The organism is Streptomyces sp. NPDC088254 (genome assembly GCF_044740925.1).
Taxonomy (GTDB): Bacteria; Actinomycetota; Actinomycetes; order Streptomycetales; family Streptomycetaceae; genus Streptomyces.
Map to the genome: position 1 here is coordinate 286,168 of NZ_JBIURQ010000004.1, position 12,499 is coordinate 298,666.

10 protein-coding genes are annotated in these 12,499 nt (G+C 72.9%); 3 read left to right on the forward strand and 7 right to left on the reverse strand.

Going from position 1 to position 12,499, the window contains the following annotated elements; translation table 11 throughout:
- Positions 1-128: 128 nt before the first annotated feature.
- Complete coding sequence (locus tag ACIOC0_RS14285) at positions 129-962, reverse strand: endonuclease/exonuclease/phosphatase family protein (protein ID WP_402155306.1); 834 nt, start codon at positions 960-962, stop codon at positions 129-131.
- A gap of 45 nt (positions 963-1,007) precedes the next feature.
- Here ACIOC0_RS14285 and ACIOC0_RS14290 point away from each other — a divergent pair, with 45 nt between their 5' ends.
- Together ACIOC0_RS14290 and ACIOC0_RS14295 are read left to right on the forward strand one after the other, a co-directional pair.
- Positions 1,008-1,235 (forward strand): hypothetical protein, encoded by a 228-nt coding sequence (locus ACIOC0_RS14290; protein ID WP_402155307.1) that lies wholly within the window; start codon positions 1,008-1,010, stop codon positions 1,233-1,235.
- Between the two features lie 124 nt (positions 1,236-1,359).
- Entirely contained in the window at positions 1,360-1,533 is a 174-nt protein-coding gene (locus ACIOC0_RS14295) for a hypothetical protein (RefSeq protein WP_402155308.1), read from the forward strand.
- 16 nt (positions 1,534-1,549) lie between these two features.
- On the opposite strand, the gene ACIOC0_RS14300 is transcribed toward ACIOC0_RS14295, so the two are convergent.
- The 6 genes from ACIOC0_RS14300 to ACIOC0_RS14325 all read right to left on the reverse strand — a co-directional run bounded on the left by ACIOC0_RS14300 (position 1,550) and on the right by ACIOC0_RS14325 (position 9,121).
- Entirely contained in the window at positions 1,550-3,040 is a 1,491-nt protein-coding gene (locus ACIOC0_RS14300; protein ID WP_402155309.1) for an aldehyde dehydrogenase family protein, read from the reverse strand.
- Entirely contained in the window at positions 3,037-4,767 is a 1,731-nt protein-coding gene (locus ACIOC0_RS14305) for an amidohydrolase family protein (protein WP_402155310.1), read from the reverse strand. Before ACIOC0_RS14305 ends, ACIOC0_RS14300 begins: the two co-directional genes overlap by 4 nt.
- 124 nt (positions 4,768-4,891) lie before the next feature.
- Positions 4,892-6,010, reverse strand: coding sequence for an LLM class flavin-dependent oxidoreductase (locus ACIOC0_RS14310; RefSeq protein ID WP_402155311.1), 1,119 nt, complete (start codon positions 6,008-6,010; stop codon positions 4,892-4,894).
- A 124-nt stretch (positions 6,011-6,134) separates the two neighbouring features.
- Complete coding sequence (locus ACIOC0_RS14315; protein ID WP_402155312.1) at positions 6,135-6,905, reverse strand: SDR family NAD(P)-dependent oxidoreductase; 771 nt, start codon at positions 6,903-6,905, stop codon at positions 6,135-6,137.
- A gap of 9 nt (positions 6,906-6,914) precedes the next feature.
- Complete coding sequence (locus tag ACIOC0_RS14320) at positions 6,915-7,889, reverse strand: TIGR03619 family F420-dependent LLM class oxidoreductase (protein ID WP_402155313.1); 975 nt, start codon at positions 7,887-7,889, stop codon at positions 6,915-6,917.
- The gene (locus ACIOC0_RS14325; RefSeq protein WP_402155314.1) at positions 7,868-9,121 is read right to left on the reverse strand and encodes an amidohydrolase family protein; all 1,254 of its coding nucleotides are present in this window, start codon (positions 9,119-9,121) and stop codon (positions 7,868-7,870) included. The genes ACIOC0_RS14320 and ACIOC0_RS14325 overlap by 22 nt, the downstream gene beginning before the upstream one ends.
- 241 nt (positions 9,122-9,362) lie before the next feature.
- On the opposite strand from ACIOC0_RS14325, the gene ACIOC0_RS14330 reads away from it, so the two are divergent.
- Complete coding sequence (locus tag ACIOC0_RS14330; RefSeq protein ID WP_402155315.1) at positions 9,363-12,335, forward strand: BTAD domain-containing putative transcriptional regulator; 2,973 nt, start codon at positions 9,363-9,365, stop codon at positions 12,333-12,335.
- Positions 12,336-12,499 lie beyond the last annotated feature (164 nt).

Consider the following 12,499-nt stretch of genomic DNA (forward strand, 5'->3'; position numbering starts at 1 on the left):
CGGACGCGTCCAGCGGAGCGGAACTGCCCCGGATGCGCGAGGTCATCGGCGCCAACCGGTCGAAGGCGGCCACGACGAAGTGCCCGCGCCACTGGCGGGAGACGCCGGGCCGAGGCGGCCGCAGTGGGTCAAGGACCGTCCACGCCGTCCGCCGCCAGGTCGGCGAGTACCGCCGCGTGGTCCGAGGGCCACACGCCGTCGACGGGGCCGTGGCCGGCGCGGCGGACGGCGCGGATGTGGCCCTCGCCTGCGGGGCCCGGCAGGCCGACGTGGATGTAGTCGATGCGGGCTGGCGGTTCCAGGAGGCGGGCCGCGTAGGGGTTCTCGGGGGTCCAGGTGGCGGAGGGGGCCGTCGGGTCGGCGTACTCCCAGGCGTCGTACAGGACTTGGCCGGGCACCGCGGGCTCGGTCTTGTAGCCGCCGAACAGGCGCACCGCGTCGGAGTCCGGCACGGCGTTGAAGTCGCCGGTGACCACGGGTGGGAAGGGGGTGTCGCCGCGGTGCCGGGCGACGAACTCGGCGAGCGCGGTGACCTGTTGGCGGCGTAGGGCCGCGGCCGCCGGGGCCGAGGTGAGGTGGGCGGTGAAGAACGGGACGTCGTGGGCGGGGGTGGCGAGGCGGGCGTACAGGGCGGTGCGGCCGTCGGCGAGGTCGGCCGGCGCGGGCAGTTCGAGCACCTCCCGCTCGACCACGGGCCAGCGGCTCAGCACCGCGTTGCCGACGTCGACGGACGCGTCCCCGATCCGTCGCCGCCAGCGTTCGGGGGACGGGGAGGGGCCCCAAGCCCAGTGCAGGCCCAGCTCGCCGGCGAGCCACTCCGCCTGGTTCTCACCGCCGGAGGCCCACACCTCCTGCAGTCCGACCACGTCGGGACGCAGATCGCGCAGCACGGACAGGATCGCCTTCTGCCGCGCCTCCCACGGCCCGAAGCGCCACCAAAGATTCCAGGTCACGACCCGCATCGACAGCCTCCGTCCCACGGCACATGAGCATCGTATGGTGGCGGCATGACGGTCAACACGACGATGAGCCTGCCGGACGACGTGGCGGCCTTCGTGAAGGCCAAGGGCAACGCCTCCGCCTATACGGCGCGCATACTGCGTCAGCAAATGCTCGCCGAGGAACTGCAGAGGTCGGCGTGGGTGCGCGCCGAAGCCGACATCACGGCCACGGTCGCGGAGCCCGGTGAGAATGAAGAGGCCACGCTGGAGCGGTGGGGCCGGGTGGCGGGGTGATGAGGCGCGGGCACGTCTACGAACTGCGCTTCGCCGGTGGGCCGGCACACGTCCTGGTGGTCTCTCCGATGTCCTCAACGACCAGCACAAGTCGGCGACCTGCGTGTTGATCTACCCGCAGCAGGTGCGCGAGGCCACACTGGTGGACATCCCCGTGACCTCCCCCTCCTCCGGCACCGTCGTGCTGGGTGAGTTCCGGACGCTGGCCGCCACCCGCTTCACCCATGACCTGGGCCCTGTGGAGGAGCGGGTGATGGAGGCGGTCGAGATCGGGCTTCGCGCCGTTCTCGACCTGTGACCGCCGGCAGCGGTTCTCACCCAGGCCAGACGATCGCCTGAACCTCGCTGTACGCGTGCAGGGCGTAGGAGCCGACGTCGCGGCCGACTCCGCTCTTCTTGAAGCCGCCGAAGGGGGCTTCCATGTTGCGGGCGACCGTGTTGACGCCGACGCCGCCGGCGCGGAGGCGGCGGGCGACGCGGAAGGCCTTCGCCACGTCGGCGGACCACACGTAGTCGATCAGGCCGTAGTCGCTGTCGTTGGCCAGGGCAACCCCCTCCTCCTCGTCGTCGAAGGGGATCACCACGACCACCGGGCCGAAGATCTCCTCCCGGGCGACCCGCATGTCGTTCGTGCAGTCGGCCAGGAGGGTCGGGGCGACGTAGAACCCGCGCTCCAGTGGCGGGCGTTCACCACCGGCGACGATCACCGCACCCTCCTTGCGGCCCAGTTCGACGTACGACTCCACCCGGTCGCGGTGGGCGGCGGAGATCAACGGGCCGACGACGGTGTCCGGTTCGCTCGGGTCGCCCACCTTCAGCCGGCCCGCGTACGCCGCCAGCCCCTCCACCAGCCGTTCGTACACGCCCCGTTGGGCCAGGACGCGGGTCGGGGCGGTGCATATCTGGCCGCTGTAGAAGGAGAAGGTGGTGCCGATCCCGGCCACCGCCGACCTGACGTCCGCGTCGTCGAGGACGAGCGCCGCGCCCTTGCCGCCCAGCTCCATCAACTGCCGCTTCATGGAACGCCCGCACTCCTCGGCGATGCGCTGCCCGACCGCAGTGGAACCGGTGAAGCTCACCATGTCGACGTCCGGCGAGGACACCGCAGTCTCACCGACCTCCACCGCGCGGCCGGAGACGACGTTCACCACACCCCTCGGCACCCCGGCGGCCTCCAACGCCTCCGCCATGCGGTACACGGACAGCGGATCCTGCGGGGCCGGCTTCACCACCACCGTGTTGCCCATGGCCAGCGCCGGGGCGACCTTGCCCGCCGGGTTCGCCCACGGGTTGTTGTACGAGGTGACGCAGGTGACGACGCCGACCGGCTGGCGCACGGCCAGCGCGCCCGTCACCCCGGCCTTCCCCATCGGGCCGGCCTCGTTGATCTGCGGCGGGATCGCCCACTCGGCGGGCTCCACGCGCGCGTACCGGCGGAAGCGGGCCGCCCCGACGCCCACCTGCATCGCCCGCGCGGTCCCCGTCGTCGCGCCCGTCTCCGCGCGGGCCAGTTCGGTGTACGGCCCGAGGTGGCCGCGGATGAAGTCCGCGGCCCGGGCCAGCACCGCCGCCCGCTCCTCGGGCGCAGTCCGCGACCAGGGGCCGAAGGCCTCGCGGGCCGCCGCGCAGGCCGCGAGCACCTGCTCCCGTGATGCCTCCGGAGCCCATCCGACCCTCTCCTCGGTCGCCGGGTCGGTCACCGCGTAGTGACCGCCGTCCGGTTCGGCCCACGCACCGCCGACGAACAGCCGCTGCCCGTCGCCCGCTCGGCCGCCGCTCGCGGTCGACCCGGATCCCCGGCTCACTTCGTCGCCACCGTCCGTGTGTCGCGGCCCGAGCGCAGCACCCGGCCCGGCACCGCCCCGGTCACCACGTCGTCGCGGATCGCGGGGACCCCGTTGACCCACACCGCCCGCACGCCCAGCGCCTTGGAGTCCAGCCGCGGGCTGTCTCCCGGCAGGTCGTGCACCAGGGTGGCCGTGCCCGCGTCGATCCGCTCCGGGTCGAACAGGACCAGGTCGGCATGGAAGCCCTCCTCGATCCGGCCCCGCTCCCGCAGGCCGAACAGCCGCGCGGGGTCGTCGGTGAGCATCTTCACCGCCTGCTCCAGGCCGACGAGCCGGCGCCCGCGCAGACAGTCGCCGAGGAACCGGGTCGTGTACGGCGCCCCGCACATGCGGTCCAGGTGCGCGCCCGCGTCGGAGCCGCCCAACAGCACGTCCTCGTGCTGCCAGGTCTCCGCTCTGAGCGCCCACGACGCCGGGTCGTTGTCCGTCGGCATCGGCCACAGCACCGTGCGCAGCCCGTCGGCGGCGCAGATCTCCACCAGGCAGGCGAACGGGTCCAGGCCGCGCTCCGCCGCGATGTCGCGCACCACCCGGCCGCTCAAGCCCCGGTTCGCCTCGCTGTAGGTGTCGCCGATGACGTACCGCCCGAAGTCGGCCAGCCGCCGGAAGACGCCCGCCTCCTTGGAGTCGGCGCGCCGCAGCATCTCGGCCCGGACGGCCGGGTCACGGAGCTTCTCGATCCGCTCCGGGACCGGCAGCGCGAGGACCGGCCCCCAGCCGGGGATGAGGTTGAGGGCGCAGAAGGTGCCCAGGGACATGTTCATCGGGGTGAGGATCGGCATGGTCAGGGCCACCACCCGGCCCCCGGCCTTCCGCGCCCGCTCGCTCGCCGCCAGCTGCCGGGGCACCCGCTCCGGCACGGCCGCGTCGACGGTGAGGACGTTCCAGTTCAGGGGGCGTCCGGCCGTCGCGCTCATCTCGACGAACAGGTCGATCTCGGCGTCGCTGAACTGGTCGAGGCAGCCCGCGACGATCGCCTCGATCTGGGTGCCCTCGTGCTCCCCGACGGCGCGGGCCAGCGCGAGCAGTTCCCGGGGGCGGGCGTGCCGGGAGGCGACCGGCTGTCCGTCGCCGTCGGAGTGGGTGGAGGACTGGGTGGTGGAGAAGCCCCATGCGCCGGCGTCCATCGCCTCGTGCAACAGCCCGACGATCCGGTCGAGTTGTTCCTCGCTGGGCTGCCCGCCGACCGCGTCCGGCCCCATCACGTACCGCCGCAGCGCGCAATGCCCCACCATGAACCCGGCGTTGACGGCGATGCGGCCCTCCAGCGCGTCCAGGTACTCCCCGAACGAGTGCCAGTTCCAGGGCGCGCCCTCCTCCAGCGCGACCAGCGACATGCCCTCGACCTTGGACATCATGCGGCGCGTGTAGTCGGCGTCGCCGGGCCGCTCCGGGTTGAGCGGCGCGAGGGTGAACCCGCAGTTCCCGGCGGCGACCGTGGTGACCCCGTGGTTCAGCGAGGGCGTGGCGTAGGGGTCCCAGAACAGCTGGGCGTCGTAGTGGGTGTGCGGGTCGACGAACCCGGGGGCGAGGACGAGCCCGGAGGCGTCCTCGGCGGACCTCGCCTCCTCTGTGACGTGGCCGATCACGGCGATACGACCGTCCCGTACGCCGACGTCGGCGGCACGGGCGGGCGCGCCCGTCCCGTCGACGACGGTCGCCCCTTTGATGACGTGGTCGAGCATGGGGGTGACTCCTTCGAGTGCGTGAGGATGCCTGTCCGGGGGTGCGGGGCTGTACCGATCCGCGGCTCCGCCGCGTGGGCGCGACCAGCCACGGCGCACCCGCGCCCTCACCCGCCGACGGCGATCACGCGGCGGCCCGGAACCGCGAGGTGCGGTGCACGGGATCGGTGTCGATCTTCGGGATCACGTGCTCCCCGATCAGCCGGATCGTCTGCAGCGTCTCCTCCTTCGGCACCCCGACGGGCAGTCCGAAGGACAGCTGGTCGGCGCCCGCCTGCTCCCACCGCTTGCACTGGCGCAGCACCTCGTCCGGGTCCCCGCAGATCAGCAGCTCCTCCTCCACCAGCAGCTCCACGAACTCCGGGGTGTACTCGGGCAGCGTCTCGGGCCACTCCGGGAAACCCTCGGGCCGCGGGAAGGTGTCGTGGTAGCGGAAGACCAGCGAGGGCAGGTAGTGCAGCCCGCCGGAGGCGGCGATCCGGATCGCCTCGTCGTGGGTGGGCGCGCAGATCGCGGTCGTCGTCACCATCACGTTGTCGTTGACGAAGTCCCCGACCGGCTCGGCGTTCACGATCGCCGTCTTGTACTGCTCCAGCACCCACTCCATGTCGGAGACCTTCTGGATGCTGAAGCCGAGCACGCCGAGGCCCTTGCGGGCCGCCATCGCGTACGAGGGCGGGGAGCCGGCCGCGTACCACATCGCCGGGTGGGACGAGCCGTACGGCTTGGGCAGGATCTTCCTCGGCGGGAGCTGCCAGTGCTTGCCCTGGAAGCCGGCGTACTCGTCCTGGAGCCACATCTTGGGGAACTCGGCGATGGTCTCTTCCCAGATCTCCTTGGTGTGGTTCATGTCGGTCACGCCCGGGATGAACCCGAGGATCTCGTGTGAGCCGGCCCCGCGTCCGCTGCCGAACTCGAAGCGGCCCTCGGAGAGGTGGTCGAGCATGGCCACCTTCTCGGCGACCTTCACGGGGTGGTTGACCTGGGCCAGCGGGTTGAAGATGCCCGAGCCGAGATGGATGCGGTCGGTCGCGTGCGCGAGGTAGCCGAGGAAGACGTCGTTGGCGGAGAGGTGGGAGTACTCCTCCAGGAAGTGGTGCTCGGACGCCCAGGCGTACTTGAAGCCGGACTTGTCCGCCTGGATGACGTACTCGGTCTCCTCCATCAGCGCCTTGTGCTCGGCCAGCGGGTCGGTCTCCGCGCGCTTGCCGACGTATCCCTGTACAAAGAGCCCGAATTCCAAGGAGTTTCACCGTCCCCAGGTCCACCGATTCCTTTTCTGACGCCTCGTCAGATCAGCTTCCCGCCGACTGTGGCACCACCCCCTCGCACCGTCAATAGCCGCACCCCCACGAGCTGACTGACCGTCAGATGATGCTGACCCCGGCCAGCCATCCCCCGTCTATGACGAACGGCTGCCCGGTGATGTAGGAGGAGTCGTCCGAGGTGAGGAACAGCGCCAGCCGGGCCACCTCCTCCGGACGGCCGATGCGGCCCAGCGGCACGAGCTTGCGGTACAGCCCGTCGAGTGCCTTGGTGGTCTCCTCGGCGTCCGCGGCCGGGTCCAGGGCGGCCGGGTTCGACATCGGCGTGTCGATGGCCCCGGGGCACATCGCGTTGACGCGGATGCCGCGCGGGGCCAGTTCCAGGGCGGCGACCCGGGTGAGCCCGACGATCGCGTGCTTGGTCGCCGCGTACGCGCCCACGGCCGCCATCCCGGTCAGCCCGGTGTAGGAGGCCGTGTTCACGACGGTACCGCCGTCGGCCATGGCCGGGGCCACCGTCCGCACCCCCAGGAAGCAGCCGACCTGGTTGACCCGGACCACCTCCATGAACTCGTCGAGAGGCGTGTCGGTGAGGGAGTTGAACCGCAGGATGCCGGCGTTGTTGACGAGGCCGTCGACCCGGCCGTACGCCTCCTGCGCGGTGTCGAGGGCGTGCCGCCAGCTGTCCTCCTCGCGCACGTCGAGGTGGGCGTACAGCGCCCCGATCTCGTCGGCCAGGGCCTGCCCCTGCTCGTCGAGGACGTCGGCGACGACGACCCGCGCGCCCTCCGCCGCGAACAGTCGCGCCTCCTGCTCGCCCTGCCCGCGCGCGCCGCCGGTGACGAGCACGACACGTCCGTCCAGCTTGCCCATGGTGTCTCCTCAGGGGTGTGCGGCGATGCCGAGTCGGGGGCCGGCGTCGAGGTGCGGGGCCACGTCGGCTCCGAACGCCTCGATCTGGTCGGTGAGTTCGGTGCGGGAGCGGCAGCGGAAGCGGACCTGGATCTGGTCCACGCCCATCGCGCGGTACTCCCGCAGGGAGGCGGCGAGTTCCCCCGGCGGGCCGGTGAGGGTGCGGCGGCCGACGTCCCAGGCGGGCGTGCCGACGTAGAGGGGCTCGGTGATGGCCCCCACGGTGAACGGGGAGTCGAGGCCCGCGCCCGCCCGCAGGGAGCGGAGGCGTTCGATCTGCGCGGGCAGCCGGTCGCGCGGGTCCCCCTGCGGCAGCCAGCCGTCGCCTCTGAGGGCGGCGCGGCGCACGGCGGCCGGGGAGGAGCCGCCGACCCAGAGGGGCACGCGCGGCTGGGCGGGCCGGGGGCGCTGGCCCAGCCCTTCGAAGTCGTACGCCTTTCCGTGGTGGACGGGGTACTCCTCGGGGCCGAGCGCCGCCCTGAGCGCGTCGACGCACTCGTCCAGGACGGCTCCGCGGCTCGTGAAGTCGACGTCGAGCGCCTCGAACTCCTCCGGCACGTGCCCCGCGCCGACGCCGAGGATCAGCCGGCCGCCGCTGAGGTGATCGAGGGTGGCGTACTGCTTGGCGGTGACCAGCGGGTGCCGCAGGCCGACGATCGCGACATGGCTGAGCAGGCGGACGCGTTCGGTGACGGCGGCGAGGTGGGCGAGGGTGGCCACCGGGTCGTACCAGATCGTGCCCATCGCGGACGCGAGCCGGCGCGGCACGGCGACATGGTCGCAGCAGGCGACGTAGGAGAAGCCGGCGCGGTCGGCGGCGCGGGCGACGGCGACCAGGTCGGCGGGGCCGGCGTCGGCCTCCCAGCGCTCGGCGTACAGGGCGGACTGGGACTGGACGGGCAGCTGGATGCCGTAGGCGAGGCTCACCGGGCGCCGCCCGGCCACAGACCGTCCCGCGTCAGCCCCAGCAGGTCGATCGCGTTGCCCCGGACGATCCGTTCGACGACCTGGGGGTCCAGGTGGCCCATCTGCGCCTCGCCGACCTCGCGCGACTTCGGCCAGGTGGAGTCGGAGTGCGGGTAGTCCGTCTCGTACAGCACGTTTCGGACGCCGATCGCGTCCAGGTTCCTCAGCCCGAACGCGTCGTCGAAGAAGCAGCCGTAGACGTGCTCGGCGAACAGCTCCGACGGCGGGCGGTGGACCTTGTCGGCGACGCCTCCCCAGCCGCGGTTCTCCTCCCAGACGACGTCGGCGCGCTCCAGGATGTAGGGGATCCAGCCGATCTGCCCCTCCGCGTACATCACCTTCAGGCCCGGGAAGCGTTCGAACTTGCCGCTCATCAGCCAGTCGACCATCGAGAAGCAGCAGTTGGCGAAGGTGATGGTGGAGCCGACGGCGGGCGGGGCGTCGGCGGAGGTCGACGGCATACGGCTGGAGGAGCCGATGTGCATGGCGACGACGGTGCCGGTCTCGTCGCAGGCGGCGAGGAACGGGTCCCAGTCGTCGGTGTGGACGGACGGCAGCCCGAGGTGCGGGGGTATCTCGGAGAAGGCGACCGCGCGGACCCCGCGCGCGGCGTTGCGGCGGACCTCGGCGGCGGCCAGCTCGGCGTCCCACAGGGGGATGAGGGTGAGCGGGATCAGCCGGCCGCGCGCCTGCGGGCCGCACCACTCCTCCACCATCCAGTCGTTGTAGGCGCGCACGCACAGCAGGCCGAGCTCGCGGTCGGCGGCCTCGGTGAAGGTCTGGCCGCAGAAGCGGGGAAAGGTGGGGAAGCAGACGGCGGACTGGACGTGGTTGACGTCCATGTCGGCGAGGCGGGAGGGGACGTCGTAGGAGCCGGGGCGCATCTGCTCGTAGGTGATCACCTCCAGCTTGATCTCGTCCCGGCTGAAGCCGACGGCGGTGTCGAGGCGGGTCAGGGGGCGGTGCAGGTCCTCGTAGACCCACCAGTCGCCGACGGGGCCGTCGTCCCCCGGCGCGCCCATGACGGGCGAGAAGCGGCCGCCGAGGAAGGTCATCTCCTTCAGCGGGGCGCGGACGACGCGGGGTCCGGTGTCCAGGTACCTCTTCGGGAGGCGGTCCTGCCAGACGGTGGGGGGTTCGACGGTGTGGTCGTCGACGGAGATGATCCGGGGGAAGCTCTCGTCGGTCGCCAAGGTCTCCGATGTCTCCATGGGGGCACGGTAGCGCCGATCTGACGGTCCGTCAGTAACGGTGTGCGAGACGGTTTCGTACGCGTTCGTGAGCGGCGACAGCGCGGGGCGGGGCCGGTTCGCGGGCCTTCGTGTGCGGAGGATGTGTCACGGCTGTGTCGCTTCCGTGTGCCGGCCCGCGATCGGCGTCGCCCCCGGCTGACGGTTCCGGCACGGACAGGGCAAACTGACCTGGTCGGTCATGATGCCTAGGGGGACCCCGATGAACGAGGGTGTACCGCGCGCACCGGAGCCAAGACGCCCCGGCTCCTCGGAGGAGCCCGCGGCGCTGCGCTTCGACGTGCTGGGTCCGGTGCGGGCCTGGCGCGGCGATCAGCCGCTGGCGACCGGATCTCCTCAGCAACGCGCGCTGCTCGCCGCCCTGTTGCTCCGCGAAGGGCGTACGGCGACGGCCGCCGAGCTGATCGACGCGCTGTGGGGCGAGGAACCGCCGTCGCAGGCGCTGGCGGCGGTGCGGACGTACGCCTCCCGGCTGCGCAAGGCGCTGGACCCCGGCGTTCTGGTGAGCGAGTCGGGCGGGTACGCGGTGCGCGCCCCGGCCGACGGCTCACTGGACCTGACGGCGGCTCAGGAACTGTCCGCCGAGGCGGAGAAGGCGCGCGGTGCCGGGGATCTGCGGCAGGCGCGGGAGACGCTGAACCGGGCGCTGGCGCTGTGGGACGGCGAGGCGCTGGCCGGGGTGCCCGGCCCGTACGCGGAGGCGCAGCGCGTCCGCCTGGAGGAGTGGCGGCTCCAACTCCTCGAAAGCCGGCTCGACATGGACCTGGAGCAGGGCTGCCACGCCGAGGCGGTCTCGGAGCTGACCGCGCTGACGGCGGCGCATCCGCTGCGCGAACGCTTCCGTGAGCTGCTGATGCTGGCGCTGTACCGCAGCGGCCGGCAGGCGGAGGCGCTCGCGGTGTACGCGGACACACGGCGGCTGCTCGCCGAGGAGCTGGGCGTGGATCCGCGCCCCGGCCTGCGTGAGCTGCAGCGCCGTATCCTCCAGGCGGACCCGGAGCTGGCGGAGCCGTCGGCCGCGACGGAGGCGGCGGTGGTGCTGGTGCGGCCCGCGCAACTCCCGGCGACGGTGCCGGACTTCACGGGCCGGGCGGCCTTCGTGACCGAGCTGAGCGAGGTGCTGGCGGGGGCGTCGGGGCCGCAGGGCGGCGGTGAGGGCCGGGTGATGGCCGTGTCGGCGCTGGCGGGCATCGGGGGCGTCGGCAAGACGACGCTGGCCGTGCACGTCGCCCACCAGGCCCGGTCCGCCTTCCCCGACGGGCAGTTGTACGTCGACCTCCAGGGGGCGGGCGGTAGGGCGGCCGAGCCGGTGACCGTTCTCGGCGCCTTCCTGCGCGCCCTCGGCACGGCGGACTCGGCGGTGCCCGACTCCCTGGAGGAGCGGGCGGCGCTGTACCGGTCGGTGCTGGACGGGCGGCGGGTGCTGGTCCTGCTGGACAACGCCAAGGACGCGGCGCAGGTGCGTCCGCTGCTGCCGGGCACGGAGGGGTGCGCGGCCCTCGTGACCTCCCGGGTGCGGATGGTGGGGCTCGCCGGCGCGCATCTGGTCGACCTGGACGTGATGTCCCCCGACGAGGCGCTGTCGCTGTTCACGAAGATCGTGGGCGAGGAGCGGGTGGCGGCGGAGCGGGAGGCCGCGCTGGACGTCGTCGCGGCGTGCGGTTTCCTGCCGTTGGCGATCCGTATCGCCGCGTCGCGCCTCGCCGCCCGCCGCACGTGGACGGTGTCCGTCCTCGCGGCGAAGCTCGCCGACGAGCGGCGGCGTCTGGACGAGTTGCAGGCCGGCGACCTCGCGGTCAAGGCGACCTTCGAACTCGGCTACGGCCAGCTGGAGCCGGCCCAGGCGCGTGCCTTCCGCCTGCTGGGCCTGGCGGACGGCCCCGACATCTCCCTGCCGGCTGCGGCGGCCGTCCTCGACCTGGCGCAGGAGGACGCCGAGGACCTGCTGGAGTCCCTCGTCGACACCTCCCTGCTGGAGTCGGCGGCCCCCGGACGCTACCGCTTCCACGACCTGGTCCGCCTCTACGCGCGTGCATGCGCGGAGCGGGACGAACAACCGCCCGGCGAGCGGAAGGCGGCGATGTCGCGCCTGCTGGACTTCTACCTGGCGACGGCGGCGGGCGTCTACGCCATCGAGCGGCCCGGAGACCGGCTGGTGGACCATCTGGCGGGGACGGAGTACCCGGGGCTGCGCTTCGCCGAGGCCGCCGCCGCGCTGGACTGGCTGTACACGGAGGCGGACTGCCTGCTCGCCTGCGTGCGCCAGTCGCTCGGCGACGAACGGCTGCGGCGGGCCACGGACCTGCTGTGGGCCGCCAAGGACCTCGCGGAGTCGGGGGCCAACGCCCGGGACTACGAGGTGTCGGCGGCCGCCGCACGCGAGGCCGCGCGGGCCGTGGGCGATCCGCGCACGGAGGGCCGGGCCCGGATGGCCATCACCAACGTGCACCTCGTCGCCGGCCGTTTCGCGCAGGCCGACGAAGAGGCCGCCCAGGTCATGGAGTTGACGCGCGTCACCCGGGATCCGCTGCCGAGCGGCTGCACCCCGAACGACCGCGGGATCATCGCCCTGTACCAGGGCCGCCACCGTGACGGCGAGGCCCTCCTGAACGAGGCCATCGCCAACTACCGGGCCGACGGCAACCGGCCGGGCGAGGCCAGCGCGCTGTGCAACATGTCGCGGATCCTCCTGGCCACCGGCCGCACCTCGGGCGCCGTGGCGCTGGCCCGGGAGGGCGTCGCCATCTACGACAGGCTGGGGCACTCCCTGCGGGGCGCGAACGCCCGCTACGCGCTGGGCCTCGCGCTGACGCAGGCCGCTCAGTTGGAGGAGGCCGTCAGCTGCCTCGACGACGCGCTGGAGGTGTTCCGGGAGTGCCGCCAGCGGCTCTGGGAGGGCATGACCATCTTCCGCACGGCCGAGGTCCATCTCGCCGCGCGCCGGTCCGCGCAGGCGGCGGCCATGGCCGAGCACTCCCTCTCCGTGCTGCGGGGCATCGGGGGCGAGTGGCGGCGCGCGAACGTGCTGACGGTGCTCGGGCGCAGCCTGCGAGGGCTCGGGCAGTCGGATCGGGCGCGGGCCTGCTGGCAGGAGGCGCTCGCCGTCTTCGAGCAACTCGGCTCGCCGGAGACCGAGGAGGTCCGGGCGCTGCTGGCCCCCGTCCCGGCGGTCTGACAAGGCCCTGGTCCGGCGCATTCATCGTTCGTTTATCGCCGTCAGGCAGGCTCGTCCCACGTCGATCCGGCGCGTCGGGGGGCAGGCGGGTCGATGTCGGCCCCCACCACCAGGGTGGGCGCCCCGAACGCCCGTCCAGCGACCCGCGGGGGAGTCGCTGGACG